Annotated in this window: 16 protein-coding genes; 6 read left to right on the top strand and 10 right to left on the bottom strand. The window is 38.3% G+C overall.

Translation table 11 applies throughout. From position 1 onward, the window contains the following. The first annotated feature begins 1 nt into the window (after position 1). Positions 2-1663: a hypothetical protein gene (locus AC13EX_RS08380; RefSeq protein ID WP_482892306.1), complete on the top strand. Its 1662-nt coding sequence runs from the start codon at positions 2-4 to the stop codon at positions 1661-1663. Between the two features lies 1 nt (position 1664). On the opposite strand, the gene AC13EX_RS08385 is transcribed toward AC13EX_RS08380, so the two are convergent. Beyond that, positions 1665-2513 (bottom strand): alpha/beta hydrolase, encoded by an 849-nt coding sequence (locus AC13EX_RS08385; protein WP_482892307.1) that lies wholly within the window; start codon positions 2511-2513, stop codon positions 1665-1667. A 163-nt stretch (positions 2514-2676) separates the two neighbouring features. On the opposite strand from AC13EX_RS08385, the gene AC13EX_RS08390 reads away from it, so the two are divergent. Next, entirely contained in the window at positions 2677-3807 is a 1131-nt protein-coding gene (locus AC13EX_RS08390; RefSeq protein WP_482892308.1) for a DegT/DnrJ/EryC1/StrS family aminotransferase, read from the top strand. Between the two features lie 157 nt (positions 3808-3964). Here the strand turns inward: AC13EX_RS08390 and pgi are convergent, their stop codons facing one another. Further along, on the bottom strand, positions 3965-5611 hold the full coding sequence (pgi, locus tag AC13EX_RS08395) for a glucose-6-phosphate isomerase (RefSeq protein ID WP_482892309.1): 1647 nt from the start codon (positions 5609-5611) through the stop codon (positions 3965-3967). A gap of 754 nt (positions 5612-6365) precedes the next feature. On the opposite strand from pgi, the gene AC13EX_RS08400 reads away from it, so the two are divergent. Together AC13EX_RS08400 and AC13EX_RS08405 are read left to right on the top strand one after the other, a co-directional pair. Continuing rightward, positions 6366-8564 carry an ATP-binding protein gene (locus tag AC13EX_RS08400; RefSeq protein ID WP_482892310.1) on the top strand — a complete coding sequence of 733 codons (2199 nt, stop codon included), beginning with the start codon at positions 6366-6368 and terminating at the stop codon, positions 8562-8564. 151 nt (positions 8565-8715) lie between these two features. Then, the gene (locus tag AC13EX_RS08405; protein ID WP_048640272.1) at positions 8716-9360 is read left to right on the top strand and encodes an MCP four helix bundle domain-containing protein; all 645 of its coding nucleotides are present in this window, start codon (positions 8716-8718) and stop codon (positions 9358-9360) included. 39 nt (positions 9361-9399) lie between these two features. Here the strand turns inward: AC13EX_RS08405 and AC13EX_RS08410 are convergent, their stop codons facing one another. From AC13EX_RS08410 to AC13EX_RS08435, 6 genes are all read right to left on the bottom strand, one after another. Next, positions 9400-10881 (bottom strand): sodium:solute symporter family protein, encoded by a 1482-nt coding sequence (locus AC13EX_RS08410; protein ID WP_482892311.1) that lies wholly within the window; start codon positions 10879-10881, stop codon positions 9400-9402. 173 nt (positions 10882-11054) lie between these two features. Further along, positions 11055-11987 carry a dihydrodipicolinate synthase family protein gene (locus tag AC13EX_RS08415; protein WP_482892312.1) on the bottom strand — a complete coding sequence of 311 codons (933 nt, stop codon included), beginning with the start codon at positions 11985-11987 and terminating at the stop codon, positions 11055-11057. A 68-nt stretch (positions 11988-12055) separates the two neighbouring features. Continuing rightward, entirely contained in the window at positions 12056-13225 is a 1170-nt protein-coding gene (locus tag AC13EX_RS08420) for a sialidase family protein (protein ID WP_482892313.1), read from the bottom strand. Between the two features lies 1 nt (position 13226). Beyond that, positions 13227-14822, bottom strand: coding sequence for a fucose isomerase (locus tag AC13EX_RS08425; protein WP_482892314.1), 1596 nt, complete (start codon positions 14820-14822; stop codon positions 13227-13229). A 137-nt stretch (positions 14823-14959) separates the two neighbouring features. Next, entirely contained in the window at positions 14960-16189 is a 1230-nt protein-coding gene (locus AC13EX_RS08430; protein WP_482892315.1) for an FG-GAP repeat domain-containing protein, read from the bottom strand. Between the two features lie 7 nt (positions 16190-16196). Continuing rightward, entirely contained in the window at positions 16197-17351 is a 1155-nt protein-coding gene (locus AC13EX_RS08435; RefSeq protein WP_482892316.1) for a sialidase family protein, read from the bottom strand. Positions 17352-17520: 169 nt separating this feature from the next. On the opposite strand from AC13EX_RS08435, the gene AC13EX_RS08440 reads away from it, so the two are divergent. Together AC13EX_RS08440 and AC13EX_RS08445 are read left to right on the top strand one after the other, a co-directional pair. Further along, positions 17521-18888, top strand: coding sequence for a Gfo/Idh/MocA family protein (locus AC13EX_RS08440; protein WP_482892317.1), 1368 nt, complete (start codon positions 17521-17523; stop codon positions 18886-18888). Continuing rightward, positions 18885-19994: a hypothetical protein gene (locus AC13EX_RS08445; protein ID WP_482892318.1), complete on the top strand. Its 1110-nt coding sequence runs from the start codon at positions 18885-18887 to the stop codon at positions 19992-19994. Before AC13EX_RS08440 ends, AC13EX_RS08445 begins: the two co-directional genes overlap by 4 nt. 141 nt (positions 19995-20135) lie before the next feature. Here AC13EX_RS08445 and AC13EX_RS08450 read toward each other — a convergent pair whose 3' ends face one another. Next, positions 20136-21602, bottom strand: a complete 1467-nt coding sequence (locus AC13EX_RS08450; RefSeq protein WP_048640279.1) for a Gfo/Idh/MocA family protein — start codon at positions 21600-21602, stop codon at positions 20136-20138. 187 nt (positions 21603-21789) lie between these two features. Next, positions 21790-22059, bottom strand: coding sequence for a VF530 family protein (locus AC13EX_RS08455; RefSeq protein ID WP_482892319.1), 270 nt, complete (start codon positions 22057-22059; stop codon positions 21790-21792). Between the last annotated feature and the right edge of the window lie 102 nt (positions 22060-22161).

Below are 22161 nucleotides of genomic sequence, written 5' to 3' on the forward strand. Positions count from 1 at the left end.
AATGACTATACTGTTCACCTCCTTCCTGCATTGGTTTATGGTTTTGTCCTTGCTTGTTTCAGAAGCCCCGACAGAAACCATTAAAATCGCCGACTTCACAAAGTCCTTTGAAGATTTAAATACCCTTCCGGCTTCCTTTTTGGTAACCAATAACATTACTTACAATTCAGAAGGAGGCCATCTTCAAGGCATTCAGCTATATAATGACCAAATTGCTTACCTAAGCGGAAGCTCAGAAGACTTGAGTTATATGGTGAAAATGGAATTGGGGGAACAATCTAGGGTATTGTCCATAGATACATTGATGCATGCTCCACTACGTCATGCGGGTGGCTTTCAAATATTCGATCAATATCTGGCTGTTGGCATTGAAGACAACAAAGAAAGGAACCTTGCGTACCTACAAGTCTATAATTTGGAAGCTGAAAATCCTTTTGACAAACCCATCTATACCATAGCGCGAAAAGGAAATTACGAGCGAGTTACAGCCGGAGCGGTAGGTATAACTGCATTCAGAGGTGAAATATTGATTTTAGTTGCCAATTGGGACAGTCGGGTGCTGGACTTTTATTCCTGTCCTGAACAGGACTTTTATGCTGGAAAAGGAAAATTCACTTTCATGAGAGCTATAGAAGTAAAAGGCCAAACCAGAACTAAATGGTCCGATTCCATATGGTTATCTTATCAAAACCTAAATTTATTTTCTGACCAGAAGGACCAACTGTACATGGTTGGCACCGCCAAGAATGAGGCAGGAGATCAGGTTGCAGACTTGTTTCAGCTACAACCACCCTCCTTGTCCGCCAAAATCACAAAACTAAATTCTAAAATATTTAATACCAGCACTTCGGTAGACTTTAAAGCTGCAGCAGGCTTAAATATTTCAAGCGAAGGTGATCTAATATTGGCAGCAGCCCCCCACCAATTGGAAAAGAATACCACCATCAATTTATTTACCAATAAAGAACCGAGTTGGAAAAAAACAATAGAATGGCCTTCTCCCGATGCCCGACAGGCAGCGGCTGCCACCGAACTACATGCGTTTGCGATAAATAACCATTCCATTAGTAAATACGATAGGTCTACGGGTGAATTAATCGCTTCCAAAAGCTACCCAAACACAAAGCACTTGAACAGTGGTTTTCTTAGCGGAGGTCTCCTCTATTGTGCCCACTCCAACTATCCAAATCAACCCGATAGCAGTAGCATTCGAATAATCGATCCCAAAAGCCTCACATTAAAACAAACAATCAAATTGGGACAATCTAAAGGTAGCCTTACTTGGATTGTTAAAAACAAGGGACATTGGTATGCCCTCTTCGCTTATTATGGTGAAAACAATCACCTCACTTACTTGGCCAAAATGAATGATAATTGGGAGATTCTACAAAAATGGAACTTTCCTGACTCTATCATTAAAGAGATGGGTAAAATGAGTATTTCAGGGGGTGTAGCCTGGGAGCAGGGATTTGTAGTAACAGGCCACGACGAAAAATTATTGTATTATGTTACCCTACCTGAAAACGGTGAAAATTTAAACTTCATAAAACAATATAAAGCACCATTTACAGGTCAGGGAATCGCATTAGACCCTTTAACTGGGGGCCTTATTGGGATAAATAGAGCCGAAAAGAAGGTGGTTACCGCCAAGTTTTTACCATAGGTTATTCGCCCAGGGCTTTAACAAAAGTAGTCACCCATCTAAAACCTCTACTTGGCGTATAAATCATTTGAAGCATCATAGGAATATGCCTTTTGTTCTTTTGAACCTTAAAATTCGGCTCTGGTTCATATTTCTTGTATTCTTCCATAAACCGATCAGTACCTTCAAGGATACTATCGTAAGTTTTACCTCCCATCATAAATAGCATTGGAGGCATATTGTCATGTAGAAAATAAATTGGAGATGTATCTTTCCAAACTTCTGGGGAGTCAGTAAAAGTCTTCAAATGGGAAGTACCTGGTGCATTGTTTTTTTCTTTAAGGTAGTGATACATATCAAAGCCAGCGGCATCAATAAGCACGGCACCTGCAATTGGATTTTTAACACCCAAACTATCAAAATACTCATCTCGAATGGCAACAAGACTAGCTAAATGACCACCAGCAGAATGCCCGGAAACTACTATTCTTTCAGGATCTCCCCCATAATCAGCAATGTTCTCATCCACCCAATTCAAGGCTTTCGCAGTAGCTTTTCCCATACTATGGATTTTATATTCCGGGCTTAAGGGATAATCAATTATGACCGTAACAATATTTCTCCTGGCCCACCTTCTGCCAACTAGGCTGTATTTTTCTTTGGATCCAGACCTCCAGCTACCTCCATGGATAAATACCAAAACAGGAAGGGCTTCTTTAATTTTTTTTGGCCGGAAAACATTCAACCTTTTTTCTGGTAATTCTCCCAGATAACCATCTTCCATGTAAGTAATGTTCTCAGAAACTGTAATCCCTCTCAAAGAACAGGACCCACATAAAACCAAGAAAAAAGAATAAATCAATAAACGCATTTAATTGTCTTTTTTATCTAATATACGTGGATTCATCCAATGCAGACCATTCATGAAAACCACGGAATTAAATATTGATAAATTTTTATTGAGTTTATCTCAATTAATGGTATCAATTCTTCCTAGTTAATTATTTTCGTGTCTTAATTCATGATTTAAATAAATGAAGGAAAATTCCCCAATAAAGTTTTTGGACTTAAAAGCCATTAATCAGGCATTTGAGCCTGAACTCACAAAGACGCTTATAGAAATAAGTCAAAGCGGTCAATATGTCAATGGGGATATCTCCGCGAAATTTGAAAAGAACTTTGCAACCTATACAGGAACTGAGCATTGCATCAGCCTGGGGAATGGCACCAATGCGCTTGAATTAATACTTAGGGCATATCTGCTTATGGGTATTTTAGAAAAAGGAGATGAAATTCTAGTTCCATCTAACACTTTTTTCGCTACTTTTCTGGCCATTTCCAATCAGGGATTTGTACCGGTACCCGTGGAACCGGATCCTACCACATTTAATATTTGCGCCAAAAGAATTGAACAGAAAATCACTGGTAAATCCCGAGCCCTGTTATTGGTTCACCTGTTTGGTAGAAATGCATTCAATGAAGAGATACAACAGCTTGTAGATAAGCATCAACTTAAGCTAATTGAGGACAATGCTCAAGGAGTGGGAAGTGTTTTTAATGGAAAAAAAACTGGTTCACTAGGGCATGTTGCAGCGCATAGTTTTTACCCCACAAAGAACTTAGCTGCCTTGGGAGATGCCGGAGCGGTCACCACTGATGACCCTGAGCTAGCTTCTACCATCAGGGCTTTGGGCAATTACGGAGGCAAGGAAAAATATGTGTTTGAGTATTTAGGCACCCATTCAAAGATGGATGAAATCCAAGCGGGGGTACTGAATGTAAAGCTGCCTTATTTAGATAAAAACAACCGCTACAGAATTGAAATAGCGAATGCTTACCTCAAGGAAATTGATTCCATTCATTTGACCTTACCAAAGGCGGTTGAGCAAAACCAAGCCCTTTCGCATACTTGGCATCTATTCACCATTCTCGTTCCTGAAAGAGAGAAATTGATTAAACACCTCTTTGAAATGGGCATTGAAACAGCCATTCATTACCCTATTCCACCTCATCTTCAACCGGTTTATGGACAAATGGATTTTGGAAAATTACCTATTACTGAAAAAATCCATAGAGAAATATTAAGTATTCCGCTTAACCCAGTATTGAACAAAAAGGAAGTCAAAACCATTATCGAATCCATTAACAATTGGGATGGAAAGTGATATTTAAACAATCCGACTAGACATTGTAAAAAGACCTTTAATTAAGTGATAAATTCACTTTCCATGGAATTAAAAAAAACCTGTACAAACTAACAACAGTCAGTACAGGTTTTTTTTCTTCTAAACAGTCAATTGAGTGAATATTGACTGAATCAGCTTATGCTTTTCTGAAATCTTTAAATGCATTGATCAACCCATTGGTAGAAGAGTCATGCGAGCTTACCTCTTCATCAGATTTCAATTCAGGAAGTATTGATTTCGCAAGAACTTTACCTAACTCAACTCCCCATTGGTCGAAACTGAAAATATTCCAAATCACACCTTGAACAAATATTTTATGTTCGTACATGGCAATTAAAGCGCCTAGAGTGGAAGGGTTTATTTTCTTAACCAAAATGGAATTGGTAGGCCTATTCCCTTCAAAAACCCTGTGTGGTGCAATCTTTTCAATTGTCTCAGGAGATTTACCTTCTTTTTTCATCTCTTCTTTAACCTCTTCAAGAGATTTACCATTCATTAAAGCTTCTGTCTGCGCAAAAAAGTTTGACATTAGCTTGGCATGATGGTCACTCACCGGGTTATGCGTTTGAGCAGGTGCGATAAAATCGCAAGGTATTAACTGCGTACCCTGATGAATTAATTGGTAAAAAGCATGTTGTCCATTGGTTCCCGGCTCACCCCAAATTACAGGGCCTGTTGAATAGTTTACTTTGTTGCCTTCTCTATCTGTATATTTGCCATTACTTTCCATGTTTCCTTGTTGAAAATAGGCTGGAAAGCGATGCATGTATTGATCATAGGGCAATATGGTCTCTGAAGCAGCACCAAGAAAGTTGGTGTTCCAAATTCCAATTAATGCGAGTAGTACAGGAAGGTTTTTATCAAACGACTCTGTTCTGAAATGTTTGTCCATGTCATGAGCTCCCTCTAAGAGTTTTCTGAAATTATCAAAGCCCACAGCGCAAGCAATGGTCAAGCCAATTGCGGACCATAAGGAATACCTTCCTCCTACCCAATCCCAGAATTCAAACATATTGTCAAGGTCTATACCAAACTCACTAACCGCCTTTCCATTAGTAGAAAGTGCGATGAAATGTTTGGCTACATCCGACTCATTTTCGGCATGCTCTAAAAACCAACTTCTTGCGGTGTGCGCATTGGTCATTGTTTCTTGTGTTGTAAAGGTTTTAGAGGCAATAAAAAACAAAGTAGTTTCAGGGTTTACCTGTTTTAATACCTCTGTGATATGGGAACCGTCTACATTAGAAACAAAATGCGTTTTAATATGCGAATGCTGATAAGGTTTCAATGCTTCTGTCACCATTACAGGACCAAGATCGCTCCCTCCAATACCAATATTGACAAGGGATTCTATTGGTTTACCAGTATAACCTTTCCATTCTCCATTGGAGACCTTCTCAGAGAAAACCTTCATTTTATCCAACACCTCATTGACCTCTGGCATTACATCCTTTCCTTCTACATAAACGGGATCATTGGATCTGTTCCTCAATGCAGTATGAAGAACTGACCGTCCTTCAGTGCCATTAATGGCCTTGCCTTCAAACATATCCTCAATCGCTTCACTGAGGTTGGTCTGATTTGCCAAATCGAAAAGGGAAGAAAGAATTTCCTCATCTATTCGGTTTTTGGAATAATCAAGTAAAATATCATTGAAGCGGACACTGAATTTCTGGAAGCGCTGAGGGTCTTTTCCGAATAAGGATTTTAATTCAATTGATTTTGCTGTAGCATCGGAAAGCATTTTCCATGCTTCAGTTGAGGTTGGGTTGGTATTTTTCATTGTATTTGTAAATTCAATTTTGAACCTTAAAGCTAAAAATAAATTTCAAGCATTTAAAAATTTACTCACTAACCTATCTTTATTATTTTTTTTAAAATAGCTTATTATTAAAATCCATAATAAAGGAAAGTCAAAGTTCAGAATTAGGATTATCATTTTAAGACTCAGTTTAAAAGCGATTTTATACCCCTATTAACATTTCTTTACCTTATTAAGAGATTACTTTTATTCAAAAAAATAAAAGGCTAATATCAATCGAAATGCCTTTATCCACCTATCAGAAATATTTGTTTTTTTAAACAGAAGTACCTAATAAAAGCAAGTGTAAGAAAATAAAAAACACAATAACCTAACAGACAACAATTTAAAGAACTAATTTAAGTAGATTAAATAATTTATAGAAATTAATGTTACTATAACTCTAAAATTGGCTAATTAATATATAAAAATTAATATTTTAGCAATAACTTTGTCATTAATCCGATAGGTCAAAAAATAGCTCCCTAACCAACAGTAGTGATTTTTGACTTATAATCAGGAGATGACTGCACTTAGAAAAGTCAAATTGATAATGCTTTCTATCTATTAAAAGCATGAAATAGTTTTGTGCCAAAAAGAATAAACGATGGCACCTTTCATTGATTACATCGTATTCTAGGGAAATAACAAACTAAATACCACTAATAGTAGTTAAATCCCTAACAAAAGTACAATGGGAATTATTTGACCTTGTCAATTCAAGGTATCTGAAAACTTGCAAATCAAAATATCTATCGATTGTACAAGATGGATTGATAAAAACAGGAATTCGCTTACTACTAAAAAAACAGAAATACCATTGACTGCGCTTTTAAATTTAAAATTTTTTTTCACTACTTCTGTCGCATTTTCAGTAGTATTTGCAACGCATTCCATATTTGCTCAGACCGAAACACTCCGCAGCCAAATAGATCAAATACAAGCCATCGAAAATTACGAGAATTTCACTCCTAATTTTGAATATATAGACCAATTGAACCGCCTAGGTGAACGCTACTACAATATAAATCCGGATAGCACCTTTTTACTGGCAATGAAAAGCTTGAAGGCAAGCGAACAAATAGGCTATGCCATAGGAAAGGTTGATGCCTATAGAAATATCGGCGCTTACCACAATGTTAAGGGAGAGTACGATCAGGCCATGAATTATTTCGAAGAGGGCTTGTCTATAGCTGAGAAAAACCAATATTGGTTGGGATTGGCCAATATTTACAATAGCATAGGGCTTAACAATTACGAAAGAGGCAATTACTCCGATGCTGTCATCTATTATTTAAAAGCCCTGGGGATTAAAGAAGAACACTTATCCAAATTGGAACAAAGTAAAACTTTGAATAACCTAGGTTTGGTTTTTATGGATTTTGGTGATTTGGACAAGGCTTTGGACTATCATTCCCGAGCCTTAAAAATTAGGGAAGAATTTAAAGACAATACAGGAATTGCCTCCTCAAGAATTAATATAGCCCTTATAAATAAAGAAAAAGGCGACTTAGATGAAGCCAAAAAGCAATTCAATGCAGCTTTGAAGTTAGGTTTAAGAATAAACAACAGGCAACTAATATCTGTAAGCTATTTCAATATCGCTGAAATTTTATTAATTGAAGAAGAATATAATGAGGCCTTGGCCTATTTTGAAAAAGCGCTCCTTATCGATAAAGAAAGAGGCGATGAGGTAGGCATAGGATATGATTTACTTGGTATTGGTGAAGCACAAATGAATTTAAAAAGGCTAAGACAGGCCAAAGAAAATATTCAGAAAAGCTTAACCATTTTTGTGGAAAGCGATATCAAGAGCAATATCAACAAAAGTCATCTCCTGCTTAGCCAAGTTTATGAGATGGAGAACAATAACACTCAGGCGCTCTATCATTTCAAATTACATAAAGCTTACCAAGACAGTATCGTAAATCTGGAAACTGAGAAACTAATTCAAGAGATTAGTGAAAAATATGAATTTGACAAAAAGGAAGCTGAGTACCTTCAAATCCAAAAAGAAAAGGAACTTCTAAATGATAAGAGGATGGAGAAAAATTTCCGAATTGGAGTTACTATCATTCTTGTAATATTGTTAATCGCTTTCATACTAGCTATAAGATCAATAAAATCACAAATAAAAGCCAAAGCTTTTGTCACTCGTCAGAAGAATGAATTCGAAATATTAAATAAAAAGCTACTGCAACAAAAAAATGAAAACGAGCAAATAACCAACCAACTTTTCTTAGTAAATGAGACAAAAGACAAGCTCTTCAGCATTGTAGGTCACGACCTAAAAAGCCCTATTAACAGCTTAAAAGGGCTAATGCAATATGTGATGGATGAAAAGTTAAGTCAAAACGAGTTTTTGACAGTTGCAAAACAACTGCGGAATGAGGTAGAACAAGTTCATTTTACCCTTATCAATTTACTTAACTGGGCCAAAGGACAAATGAAAGGAATTGTGACAGAACCTGTTGCCATTTCCCTTCATAAAATTGTAGAAGAGAACATCGATTTAAACGAACGCATTTCTGAGAGTAAAAAGATAGAAATCATTGATGAATTAGAGGAGAACACCATTTGCTTTGCTGACAAGGATCAAATAAACCTTGTTATAAGAAACATTATGAACAATGCCTTGAAATTTACGAACAAAGGAGGTAAAATAGTAATTTCAAGTAAAAAACATGGCAATGATTTTTGGGAAATTTCTATTAAAGACAATGGCATTGGCATGTCTAAAGAGGCATTAAACAATCTTTTTTCAAAAGAACTGGGAGGAAAGCCCCAATATGGAACGGAGGGAGAGAAAGGAACTGGTTTAGGTTTGAAACTTACCAAAGATTTTATCTCGAAAAATGGAGGTGAAGTGAAGGTATATAGTGAGAAAGGTGTAGGTACTAATTTCACTTTCACATTACCTTCTGCCTACATCTAAGGGATAGAAATATTATTCTCTTTCATTGATAAATCAGAAATTAATTACTTATTTAATACATTGATTTAATTAAGACGGTACACGTACCTAATCATTTAAAAACAAACCTATAAAACCGGTTAATTATATATAAATCTTTAGTTAAGGAAATATGACAGGAAAAACCTTCTTTGCGTTCAAGACAAAAATCGCCATTGCCTTAATTCTTGTTTTATTTCTCATTTTCGCTAAAAGTCTGGTTGACAAAAGCAATGTAGATGAGTTAGAAGCATCCTTTGTGACAGTTTATGAAGACAGGTTGGTGGTTCAAGACTATATTTTTAATATCACAGAGCTTCTCTTTAGAATGCGCTTATTGGTTGCCAATACTGAATCTATAGAGCAATATTTATCAGTGAAAAACCAGGTAGTGGACTATCATGAGCAAATCCTTGCGATTATCTCAGGCTTTGAACGCACCTATCTCACTCCCAAGGAAGAAAAATATCTAAATGATTTCAAACATTTGGTCTCAGAAAAGTTAGAAATACAGAGTTATTTCAGTGATCAGGTGGCTACGCAAAAAAATTACGAAACCAGTGTTCAAAGATTCAATTCGGATTTTGAGCGTGTATTCAATGATCTTAGAGAACTGTCCAAAATTCAATTATTAGAAGGCCAAAAACTGACCAATCTTAGTTATCGAATCAAAGCTCGATCTGATATTTGGTTACAATTTGAATACGCTGTTTTATTTATTTTGTTAATCATTATCAGCATGCTGATTTACTCTTCAAGAGGAATTCAAAAAGAGTAAATCCACATTAAAGTCTGATAATATTATAATTAGCAGTGATTAGCTTTTTCTATTGGCGATAGCAGAGAATAGAAAGCCAACCAAAAAGATGACGACAGTACCAAATACAATTGTCAAATTGGCGTGAAAAGTACTTCTAAACTTCATGCCTTCCTCTAGTAAGACAGGAGACAAACTCATCCAGCCTATTACTAGGACACCTAAGGCTACTCCTATAGCAGCGTATTTTTGTTTGATATTTTTACCTATAAATCCAAGTAAAAACAAACCAAGAATACCTCCACTAAATATTGCTGACAAGGCCCACCAAGCATCCAATGCACTTTGCACACCATTGAATGCAATGGCCACTACAATAGCCAATAGCCCCATTACAAATGAAGAGAAAAGCAAAACTCTCATTTCAGCTTTTCCGCCTACCTCTGGTGAAATGTATTTCTTATAATGATCAGTAAGTATAATAGTAGCAGAACTATTTATACTTGTAGAAATAGTACTCATACCTGCCGCAAAAATCGAAGCGATAAGCAATCCTGTCATCCCAACAGGCAAACCACTTACTATAAAATAAGGGAAAACCTTGTCGGCCTGATCTTTCCCGCTAAATGCCTCTGGCAATAACTCTGGCATCGCCTGGTAGTAAGCAAAAAGTGCTGTCCCAATAAAGAAAAACAATAATGATACAGGTACATATAAAAGACTCCCCAACAAGGTTGACTTTACGGCTTCCTTATCTGATTTGGCACTAAGGTAACGTTGTACGTAATTTTGATCAACACCAAAATTCTGTAAATTTATAAATAGTCCATAAATCAATATCACCCAGAAAGTACTCTCAGACAAGCTAAAACCCATACTACCCAAGCTAAACTTATCATGCTCAGCTCCTATAGTGAATACTTGTCCAGGCCCCTCTGGCATAGAGAACATAATGATCAACAAACAAGCCAAGGCACCTGTTATAAGCACTATCCCCTGAATGGCATCTGTCCAGATCACAGCCTCAAATCCACCCATAATCGAATAAATAAGTACACTGACCCCTGTAATGATGATGATGACAGGTATACTCCAACCAAACATGACATTCATTGGCAAAGCCAATAAGTACATTATGGCGCCCATTCTTGCCAATTGGGTCAACAAGTAACAAATAGAAGCATAGGTCCTAGCCCATGGCCCAAACTTAGTTTCAAGGTAATAATAGGCCGAAGGATTTTTTATTCCCCTATAAAGAGGAACAAAAAACTTGACTGCTAAAATTGCTGCTATTGGAATGGAAAGGCTAAACACAAATCCACTCCAATTGGACAAATAGGCATTCCCAGGAAGTGCTAAAAAGCTGATACTACTCACAAAAGTCGCAAAAATGGACATCCCTATGGCCCAGGAAGGCAATCGGCCTCCTCCTGTGATATAATCGTCTGCAGACCGCTTTTTGAAATAAAAGGAGGCTCCAAAAAGGATTATAGCCAACATATAGGATAAAAATACAACTAAATCAATAAGGGATAAATCCATTCTTTTTACTTTTTAAATGATTATTTCAGGCTTTTAAACTGATTATGCCATAGCATTCTTAATTCCAAGTGACTAAATAAAAATCAGACTAAGTGGAAGAGTTAAACCTACAACAATTGACGGCATCTATATTAGCTTCACTACGGATTTTAAAAGCTATGGCATAAATGGGGTTATATGTACTGTTTATAGGCTGCGAGCCCAGTCAATTTCTTCTTAATTACTTCAATTTGATCTTTATCGAATGCTGATAGCGGTGTAGCCAGGTAGCCACTGCCTATTCCTATGATAGACATGGAAGCCTTTAATCCTTTAAGGAAACTAGAACCATAAGAGCCCATGGCATAAATTTCATCGGCCAATTCCATCACCATTTCCTGAAGTCTTGCAACCTCTTTTAAATCTCCTTTGTCAGCAGCATTATACAGGTCTACAAAAAGTTTCGGGAAGACATTGGCCCCACCACTTACGCCACCATTTCCACCCATCAAAACTGTGGAAGCCATCATTTCTTCAGGTCCAACAAGTAAGGTGAAATCAGGTCTATTCCTGAAAGCATAAATCATGGCATTGAAAAACACAGCTTGTCCTGAACTGTCCTTAAGCCCATAAACATTAGGGTGTTTGGACAATTCCAAAACAGCTTTTTGCGTCATCATTGTTTTGGTATGCGAGGGCATATTGTACAAGTACAATGGAAGCGGTAAGGAATCGGCAAGCTTATTGAAATAAGTTATTAACTCACTTTCTCCTAAGCCATAATAATAAGGTGGAGCTGCTACTACTGCTGCAGCGCCTGCTTCTTTTGACAAACGGCTTAAAGCCAGACTCTCTTCTAGAGAAGTATCCGTAATCCCAACCAATACGGGAACTCTTCCATTTACTTTCTCACAAGACAAGGTTATTAGCTCTCTCCTTAATTGGTAAGAAATGTTGGTACACTCCCCGGTAGTACCAAGAATAAAAATACCATGAACTCCACCAGCTATAAGATGCTCTATTAGTTGGGCAGTTCCTTCTTTATCTAGCTGATTATCGTCCAGCAAAAGGGTAGCCATCGGAGGAATTACCCCTCTCAATGGCTCTTTTTTCAAATCTCTATGCATTTCTTAAATTATGTATGTAATTGGGTATTGAAATAATACCTGCAACAGTCTAGTATTATATGTCTGTATTAAATTTTACTGGGATCTACAACCACATATTTAACCGTCTTTCTATCGTAAGTATAAGTCATGTGTACCATTCCATCCTTACTTTGTATAATGGCTGGATAGCTATAACCTGATTCGTTGGGCTCGTTTTCAAGAGTCATAAACGGTGTCCAGTTTTTTCCATCATCAGAAATGGCCAAATTCAGCATATTTCTTCCTTTAGGCTCTTTTCCTTCTTTGGTACTATGGTTATAGATCAAAAGTTGTCTTCCATCAGCTAAAGTCACGGCATCTGTACCCGAATTAGGATTTGGCAGTGTAGTGGCCTTCATCGGAGACCAGGTTTGTCCGTTGTCAGTAGACCAACTTTCTGAAATCACATCCTGACGAGTACGGCATAAAATCTGTAGCGATCCATCTTTGTGAAACAATATACTAGGCTGAATCGCATCAAACTCAACGCCATCATTAATAGGTCCAACAACCTCCCAAGTCTTCCCATTGTCTTTACTGATTTCAAAATGAACCATCCAGAAGGTGTCCTCATCTTTTATAAACTCTGTACTTGTTGGAGCGATTATAGTTCCATCTTCAAGTTGAACAGCCTTGTTTTTTACTGGGCCTAAAAGAGGACCAATGGCTGGATCTTCCCCAAGCTTTCTAGGCTCAGACCAAGTTTTACCATCATCATCCGAGGTGATCAACATGCCCCACCAAGTTCTAGGGTCAGGACCTACTTTATAAAATAGCATTAAAGGACCATCCTTAGGCTGAAACAATACTGGATTCCAAGTGGGATACCTCAAATTTGCATTTTGAACCCCATTTGCTACTTCTACAGGTCTTGTCCATTTTCCATTCTCCAAATGAGTAACCCTAATTCCTACATCAGGGTTTTTTTCATGTGTTCCTGAAAAGAAAGCCGCTACTATTCCTGATGGAGTTTCCACCAATGTAGAAGCGTGCACCTGTGGTGTCGGTCTATCATCCAATGGATAAATAAGTTCAGCGTGTACCAATGAACCTTCTCCTACTTTTTGTTTTTCCGGAAGATGATAATTTCCAGTGATGTCATTAGGTTCCAATTGAACATCTTCTTGGACTTCAGCCTTTTTTTCATTGCTTCCTCCGCAGGAATTCAGCATTAGTCCAGCTGTTAATGCAAGTATTGTAAGTGTGGTTTTTTTCATATTAAAGGCCACAAAGTGACGTTTTGATTCCCAATTCATTCATTGCAGCTGCCTTTGCATAGCATGCTTCAAGCGCACTGTCTTTATCATTTGCATAAACCACATGAATGTGATTTGCCTTGTGCCTTGCCATCATCTGATCGCGATTCACACCATCCAATACACCGTGCATAATAGGCCACTCAGGAGTGGTCATCTCCCACCTTCTTTGAGTTTCTTCTTCAGGAAGTTCTACGACCCTTCCTGTACCAAGATCACAATGCAATTGGTCATCCATCACAAAAACCCGACTCCAAACGATATGGCCAGGTTTGCTTACTCCTTTTAAACTTCCTCCACCTAATGGAAAATACATAGGTGGTTGCCTGTCACTGCTCGCCCCTTTAAATCCACCTGTAAAATGGGACGGAGGTGCTGCGCCTGAAATAAGGAAAACCCATACGAATTCTTCCTTGCCGTTTACTGTGAAGTTTTCTCCATACCTTAAATCATGAAGGGTATTGTCTCCTACCAAACCAAGTTTTTCCCAAAGTTTGTAAGTTAGCAAACTGTCAAGTCCTGCACATTCATCCACTTCATTGAAATGAGGGAGTGCTTTACCTGCAATTATTTCATCTCCCTGCTCATCAAGCACTGGAGGTCTTTCTGTATTGTTTAACAAACCCTCTACCAAATCACTGGCCGGAGTTAGTTCGTTAAGCCCTTGCTGGTATTGAATACCTATGGTGTCACAGCCAAACTTATTGGCCAACCTAAGTGCAGCCACATACATTTTGCATTGCTCAAGGGTTTGTTCCTTTGTAAGTTCTGTTTCTGGTTTGGTTCCCCAATTAAAAGTTAAACCCTTGTCTAACAACCACTGCAATACACCTTCTGCTTCTTCTGTAGAAACATTTCGCATGGCTGCATACAAAGTGGACTGACTTAACCTTTCTTTGAAAAGACCAGTTTTGTGCAACAAATGATCAGGGATAATGGCATTAAACATGCCCATACAACCTTCATCAAACACGCCCATTATGGCTTTGTTTTTTCTAAATTCATTGGCAAGTGAAGTTCCTGTTTCCAAAGCTTTGGCTGGAATACTGCTTGGGTCAAAGGCTTTTACATGGCTTAGATCATGAGAAATTTTCCCAGATTCCAACCATTCTTTAAATCCATTTAAAAAGAAGCTGTCTTTAAAATCCTTGCTCCATATCGTAGAATAAGGCACACCAGCTTTGGTTAGGGATCCATTGAGATTAAGCATTCCTACTAAACCAGGCCATTGACCACTCCAGTTGGCAATGGTCAAAATAGGTCCTTTGTGCGTAGTCAATCCTGCCAATACATGGTGGGAAAACTGCCATACACTCTCTGCTACGATTAATGGTTTCTCGGGATCTATATTTCTAAATACTTCCATTCCCATTTTTTGGGAATCGATAAAACCATGACCTTTTTTTTCATCAATTTTATGTGCTCTGATGACTTTAATTCCCAGGTCATCAAAAACTTTCTGGAGACTGTCTTCCATTTCTTTTTGTGCAGGCCAACAAGTTTGATTGGCTGAAAGTCTTAAATCGCCACTGGCAATCAGGTATATCTCTTTGCTCATTATCAGTCAGTATTTTATAATTAGTTATTTGGTTTTATTATATTTCAGTAAATATTAGACTAACCATTGGGAGTATTACTCGATTTCCCCATAATCAGGCCTATATTACTTAAAAAAAAACAGTAACGGTAAACATTTTATTTGATCGGGTTCTCATACCAAATTACGCCCAAACCTTTCTTTGATCCATCCGCTGCAGTCTCCTCGGATGTAATCAAATCCAAATCTCCATCTCCATCTAAATCTTTCAAAAGTATAAAGTCATATTTTACACCTTCCTTTCCACTAATATCTATAAAGTAAGGAAAATCAGTTTGGAAATTAATCATTGCGATTACTCCGGATTTACCTAATGATTCTGAAAATGTTGCGGTCAAATCCAGCATTCCATCACCATTGATATCTCCAATTTTTACAGATTTAGCCCTATCCCCTACAAAGTCAGGGAATTGCAGCGTGTAATTCTCCCATACCTCTTCGTTTTTCACAAAATGCTCCCATCCATGCTGAACTACCGGAACAATAAAATTAATTTCTTTTTGATTCTTTTCAGCTTCATAGAAATCCAAAAACATTGGTTCCCCATCTCTGATGCCTAAAAAATGATTTTCCCAGGCATTGGTTAAAGAATTTCTCCCTGGGTTTTCCAGCCATCTCAAACCTCGCAAATCTCCTTTTCGATCTGTAATCACCACATCCACTTCCCCATCAGTATTCATGTCCAAAAGCTCTATGGACATTACCCAACCTAGGCTAGAGATCTCATGGTATTTCCAATCTTCCATTATTAGGGGATTTTCAGGTGCTTCCAGCCATCCCAAAGTTCCATTTGGATCCTTAGATCCCACTACCAGGTCCAAACCATTTTTCCCATCCAAATTAATAGGTCGTCCAAACATCCACTTCGTTTTACCTATTGTAACAGGGATATCTTTAGAAATCCATTTTTGGGCATCTAAATAATCCGTTGCATCAGCAGGTGCCCAATGAATCGTAATCCTCTGGTGATCTCCTTCAGACAAGGTGATCAAATCCATAAAACCATCCCCATTTAGATCTGAAACAAAAGCATCCTCCACATCAGGAGAGGGCAACGTTATATATGGCCACTTTTCTTTGGTATTATCAGGCTGCAGATAAATACGAGATATACCTCCTTCTTCCCAACCTGTAATCAGATCAAGCTTTCCATCATTATTGACATCTGAAAATTTAGTGCCATCCGAACCCAATGAAGAATCATCAATGGTATGACGCTCCCAAGGAGCATCAAGGACTGTCCTATAGCGCTCTTGACCAAATACTATACTCGACTCAAAGAGCGCTATAGTAATTAATACAATCCAAAACCATTTAAAGGTATTCATCAATCAACTAATCTTTTTTCGTACTGATGATTCTTCTATTATTATAAATTTCCACCATTTGTTCATCGTAAGCCTCATTAATAATGTCCTCCTCTTTAAAATGGGTCATTAAAAGCTGTTGGTCAATTGTTCTATTGCGGTCGTAGGTAATATAAATAGTACCATCAGCAGTTTGTTGCCCATCAGGATAAGAGACATTAATCCTTTCATCCAACAAAAGCCCTCTTGACCAAGTTGCTCCATCATCTTTAGAGATAAATGCCATTAAATGACTTCTTTTGGTTTTGATGGAAATTGGTCCATGTTTTACCAATAGTAGGTTTCCTGATTGTAAACGGCGAATAAAAAATCTAGCACTAGGATGTGCTAATTGGGATTCCTTAAGGTCAGACCAAGTCTTCCCAGAATCACTAGAATAACTTTCTCCAATCCCATACTTGGTCCTTAACAGTGCCCATAGTTTACCATCATTTCTTTCAATAAAGTGATGCTCATCAAAAGACCTGAATTCTTTGGGTACATGCACTCCTCCACGTACCTTCCAGGTCTTTCCTTGATCATTTGAGACTACCATTTTAGCGCTATTATCAGTTTCCCTCCAGGTAGATGCCGGTAAAACCCAATTTCCATCGCTCATTACGAATGGTTTACACATCATCACTCCATCCGTTAATCTTCTTGGGGCAGCCCATTCAATTGGCCCGTCACCGGACTTTTCTCCAATAATGGCCCATACTCCACCTATTTTCGCGTCTTTATCAACTGCTTGTGCCCAAAACACCCACACCTTACCCAATGGGTCAACCCAAACTTCAGGGTCAAATGCTCTCACCATACCTCCACCATCGGGATCTACAACTAACATTTCATTCCAAGTCTCTCCTTTGTCTGAGCTCGAGGAAAGAACGACATAGTTATTTTCATCTTCATCGGGACTAATCCCTGCGTACCAGACTGCATAAAAACCTCCATTTTTCTCATCAATAGCTAAGGAAGAAATACCCGAAAACTTTCGGCTCTCCAAGTTATGCCGGGATTCATACTCTGAAAACGGAAACACCTTAGGAGGATCCAAAAACGAGCTATTTGCCTGACTGTACACTGATTGTGAAAGCAAAGATATAATCACAAAAAATAGAAAAATGGTTGCTTTTTGCATCATTAAAATTTGATTTGGTTGAGGTATATATTGTTATTCCTGAAAATTACCACAAGTAATTCCCCTTTGAAAGAAATTTCTTTAAAATTTCATTATTCAAGAAAGAAAGACTTTCTCTGAGGGATAATTTTTATATATTGAATCTTTAATGTAGACAAACTCCATATAATAAATGAACCCATTAAAGTTAGACCGAAGAAAATTTATCAAAGGAAGCACCGCTTTTGCCACCTTGGCCAGTGTGGGAGTGCCATCAATGGCCTTTTCCGCAAAGGCTAAAAAATACAAAGTAGGATTGATTGGCACTGGATGGTATGGGAAAAGTGATCTTTTCAGACTTATCCAAGTGGCAGACATAGATGTTATAGGTATAGCTGACCCTGATTCCCATTTACTAGATGAGGCAGGCAAACTGATAAGTCAGAGACAAAAGTCAGGTAAAACACCAAAAAAATACAAGCACTACCGGCAAATGCTCGATGAAAATGAGCTTGATATTGTTTTGGTAGGAAGTCCTGATCATTGGCATGCACTTCATGCAATAGATGCCATCCACTCCGGTGCACATGTATACCTACAAAAACCCATTAGTGTGGATGTAATGGAAGGTGAAGCAATTTTAGCTGCAGCCAGAAAACACAATAAAGTGGTACAAATAGGCACCCAAAGAAGAAGTACACCTCACCTTGTTGAAGCGAAAAAGAACATTGTTGATAAAGGGTTATTAGGTAAAGTTTCTCATGCGGAAATGTGTTGCTATTATCATATGAGAGCCAATGGCAGCCCTGAAATTCAACCCGTACCTGATTTTTTCGACTATGACCTATGGGTAGGTCCTGGCCCTATGAGGCCTTTTGACGGTCTTCCTCATAGAAGATGGTGGCGCACCATGATGGAATACAGCAATGGAATCACTGGTGACATGTGTGTTCATATGTTTGATGCGGTTCGATGGACGCTTGGATTGGGTTGGCCAAAAAGTGTATATGCTACTGGTGGCATATACGTTCAAAAAGGGGGTAAATCTACCATTGCAGATACCCAAACAGCTACCTTTCACTACGATGACTTGGATTGTGTTTGGAACCATCGCTCCTGGGGAACACCTCAAGACCCAGAATACCCATGGGCCTATATAATCTATGGAGACAAAGGCACCCTAAAAGCCTCCGTTATGAAATATGAATTTATTCCACAAGGTAAAGGCGAGATCATAAAGGGTGATGTGGTTTTTGAAAAAGAAAAGTACCCTGAAGACCTCAAGGAAAAGGACATTGAACTTCAAGCTGCACCAGCTACTAGGGCCCACATGAAAAACTTTATTCAAGCCATTGAACAGGGTGGAAGACCTGTTGCTGATATTGAAGAAGGGCATATTTCTACCGCCAGCTGTATCATGGCCAATATGTCTATGAAATTAGGAAGGCCTTTGACTTATGATCCTCAGAAGAGAGTAATTGTCGGTGACGAAGAAGCCACGCGACTCTTAACCAGAAAATACCGAGCGCCTTTTATGCACCCAGATCCAAATGAAGTATGAGCCATCTAGGAAACATCTTCCACTGGAGAAAGTCAGTGCGCACTTTAATGGGTTTGCTTATTTTATTCTCCTTTTCACACTCTTATTCTCAAACTAAGGTAAAAATAAAGGGAGAGAAGTTTTATATTAATGGAAAGCCTACCTATGCCGGTCAAAAATGGAAGGGGCTGAAAATCGAGGGACTATTAATGAATGCCCGAATGGTGCAAGGCGTATTTGACGACTTGAACCCAGAAACAACCGAGAGGTGGAAATATCCTGACACAGGTAAATGGGATGCAGATAGAAACACCTCAGAATTTGTGCAGCACATGACTGATTGGAAAGCGCACGGACTGCTTTCTTTTACCATTAACCTTCAAGGTGGAAGCCCTGAAGGCTACAGCAAAAACCAGCCTTGGCACAACTCAGCTTTTACTGCCCAGGGGGAGTTAAGACCAGCCTACATGGCACGGTTAAAGAAAGTACTCGATGAGGCAGATCGACTTGAGATGGTACCCATTTTGGGGTTGTTTTATTTTGGTCAAGACCATAGGATTGAGAACGAGGCGGCTGTAATCAAAGCAGTAGACCTTACCATCAATTGGCTTCATGATCACAATTATAAAAATGTAATCATAGAAATCAATAATGAGTGCAATGTCAGGTATGTTCACAAAATCTTACAACCGGAAAGGGTTCATGAACTGATATTAAGAGCTAAATCCATTGAAAGGGATGGATACAGGTACTATGTCAGCACCAGCTATGGTGGTAGGTTTATTCCCCTACCCAATGTAGTTCAAGCCGCTGACTTTATTTTAATTCATGGAAATGGGGTTGCTGAGCCTAAAATAATCGAAGAGATGGTAGCCCAAACCAGAGCTGTAAAGGGCTATCATAAAATGCCTATACTCTTTAATGAGGATGACCATTTTGATTTTGACAAAGATTACAATAACATGATCGCTTCTGTCTCCTCCTATGCTTCATGGGGTTATTTTGATTTCCGTATGAAAGATGAAGGCTTCGAGGAAGGCTATCAAAGTGTGCCTGTAGATTGGTCTATCTCTTCGGATAGGAAAAGAGGGTTCTTCCATTTACTGAAGGAAATTACTGGGTATTGAATTGTATAAATACCTTGGGCTAACATTGGTAAAGCCTGGATTTAATTCTTGAAATAAAACTAGCGCTAAATTTCGCCTAAAAAAAATGCCACCTTATAATAAAAGGTGGCATTTTTTAATATTTATATAAGGTTACTTGGATCAAACCTTAAATCCTTCTCTGTGATTTCTACCTACAAATTGGTTGGCTTCTTCTAAGTTGGTAATTCTCATGTTTTCACCATCCCACAATAGCTTTTTCCTTCCGAAGAATTCAGCTTTACCTGCGCTATTTTCTCTTTGAAGCATATAACTTCTAGTGGCAAGGTTACCCATCAAGACTGTTTCAGTCATTGGACCTGCATAGTCAAAAGAGGAAGTTAACGCTTTGTGTTCAGGGCTATTGAATCCTGCTTTACAAGCATCCACCCATTTACGTTGGTGACCATATTCTGGTTCATCTGATTTTTCAACTTCAGGACCAAAGTCAGTTGTTCCATCATTCAAATACAACTTAGGCATCAATGGAGAGCTATCATTTATATTGGTAGAAATGATTCCTTTTTCTCCGATTATCAATACACCATTGGCACTGTCTCTTCCTCCAATATCACTGTCAGCAGGGATAATATCCGGATGAGATGGTTTGATACCTCCATCACTCCAGGTCATTTCTATTGGCGACCTACTTTTGGTAGTAGCATCAAAATGAAGGGTAATGAATGAAGCTGGTGGACAACTTTTTGGGTAATAATCTGCTGTCCACATATCTGTGTAGATAGAGGCTACACTACATTCAGCATCAGTTGGATACTTCAATCCTAATGTTCTGAAAGGTATATCGATCAAGTGACATCCCACATCTCCCAAAGCACCAGTTCCATAATCCCACCAGCCTCTCCAGTTGAATGGATGAAGATTTGGGGTGTAAGGAATGTATTCTGCAGGGCCTAACCACAGGTCCCAGTTTAAATTGTCTGGTTTTTTGGAAGGTTCTGGTTTAGGAAAAGGAATTCCTTGAGGCCATACAGGTCTGTTGGTCCAAACCTGTACTTTAGATACCTTACCAATTTTATCACTATCGATCCAACCTTGAACCATGTTCAAAAGCGGATTAGAGCCACCCTGGTTTCCCATTTGGGTTACAATTTTCTTATCTCTAGCCATTTGCGTAAGCATTCTGGCTTCCTGAATATTATGAGTCATTGGCTTTTGCACATACACATGCACTCCTCTTTGCATGGCATAAGAAGCTGCCGGACCATGAACATGATCGGGAGTAGATATGGTTACCGCATCAATGTCCTTTTCTTTGTCCAGCATTTCCCTGAAATCTGCATAAAGCTTCGCTTTAGGGAAGTTTTCAACGGAGCGTTTTGCAGATCCGTTGAAATCTACATCACACAATGCTATAATTCGCTCTCTACCGTTAACTGAAGCATTTTTAATGTCACTGGCACCTTTACCTCCAGCTCCAATGGCTGCTATATTCAACTGGTCACTAGGAGCCGTAAATCCTACGCCACCCAAAACATGTCTGGGAACGAACGCAATTGAAGAAGCTATGGCAGCATTCTTAATAAAAGAACGTCTGGAATTCTCCTGATTCTCATTTTTTGGTGATTTCATAGTCATCTGTTATGAATTGATCTATTTTAGGTTTAAAATTATGAACTTCACTTTTAATAAAAATGTAAAAGTCTTTTATAGTATACTGATTTTTAATGGTATTTGACCACTATACCAGCAATTTTTTCCATAATTGGTCAATGCCCGTGATAAAAATACAATATTGCCTTTATCTGCATTGGAAAAATCAGTTCTCTGATTCTCTATTCTTAGTCTTTATATAAAGCTCCTCTACCTTTTCCCTTGCCCATGGCGTTTTTCTTAAAAAAGTCAAAGAAGATTTGAGTGTTGGATTGTTTGTAAAGCAGCGAATTTTAATCCGCTCTCCCAATTCCTTAAAACCGTATTTTTGTACCAAATAATCTAAGACATCCACTAGTCGGATTCCGTGCAAAGGATTATTTGGCTGTTTTTCTTTTTCATCTGTCATTGTACCAAAAATAAAGATAAAAACCATTTTCTCCTATTTATCCCTAAAATATGCCTTGGGGATTTGAAGCCAAAATAGGCAATCCTCAATCTATTATGCAGCAAAATCCCCAATGAACCTGACTTCTCT

Source organism: Cyclobacterium sp. L-R (genome assembly GCF_056859355.1).

Bases quoted from the DNA above. Each gene is read 5' to 3' on its own strand.
- AC13EX_RS08440 (WP_482892317.1), top strand. From the start codon at position 17,521: ATGAACCCATTAAAGTTAGACCGAAGAAAATTTATCAAAGGAAGCACC.
- AC13EX_RS08450 (WP_048640279.1), bottom strand. From the start codon at position 21,602: ATGAAATCACCAAAAAATGAGAATCAGGAGAATTCCAGACGTTCTTTT.
- AC13EX_RS08380 (WP_482892306.1), top strand. From the start codon at position 2: ATGACTATACTGTTCACCTCCTTCCTGCATTGGTTTATGGTTTTGTCC.
- AC13EX_RS08410 (WP_482892311.1), bottom strand. From the start codon at position 10,881: ATGGATTTATCCCTTATTGATTTAGTTGTATTTTTATCCTATATGTTG.
- AC13EX_RS08455 (WP_482892319.1), bottom strand. From the start codon at position 22,059: ATGGTTTTTATCTTTATTTTTGGTACAATGACAGATGAAAAAGAAAAA.
- AC13EX_RS08435 (WP_482892316.1), bottom strand. From the start codon at position 17,351: ATGATGCAAAAAGCAACCATTTTTCTATTTTTTGTGATTATATCTTTG.
- AC13EX_RS08420 (WP_482892313.1), bottom strand. From the start codon at position 13,225: ATGAAAAAAACCACACTTACAATACTTGCATTAACAGCTGGACTAATG.
- AC13EX_RS08390 (WP_482892308.1), top strand. From the start codon at position 2,677: ATGAAGGAAAATTCCCCAATAAAGTTTTTGGACTTAAAAGCCATTAAT.
- AC13EX_RS08405 (WP_048640272.1), top strand. From the start codon at position 8,716: ATGACAGGAAAAACCTTCTTTGCGTTCAAGACAAAAATCGCCATTGCC.
- AC13EX_RS08385 (WP_482892307.1), bottom strand. From the start codon at position 2,513: ATGCGTTTATTGATTTATTCTTTTTTCTTGGTTTTATGTGGGTCCTGT.
- AC13EX_RS08430 (WP_482892315.1), bottom strand. From the start codon at position 16,189: ATGAATACCTTTAAATGGTTTTGGATTGTATTAATTACTATAGCGCTC.
- AC13EX_RS08445 (WP_482892318.1), top strand. From the start codon at position 18,885: ATGAGCCATCTAGGAAACATCTTCCACTGGAGAAAGTCAGTGCGCACT.
- AC13EX_RS08425 (WP_482892314.1), bottom strand. From the start codon at position 14,822: ATGAGCAAAGAGATATACCTGATTGCCAGTGGCGATTTAAGACTTTCA.
- pgi (WP_482892309.1), bottom strand. From the start codon at position 5,611: ATGAAAAATACCAACCCAACCTCAACTGAAGCATGGAAAATGCTTTCC.
- AC13EX_RS08415 (WP_482892312.1), bottom strand. From the start codon at position 11,987: ATGCATAGAGATTTGAAAAAAGAGCCATTGAGAGGGGTAATTCCTCCG.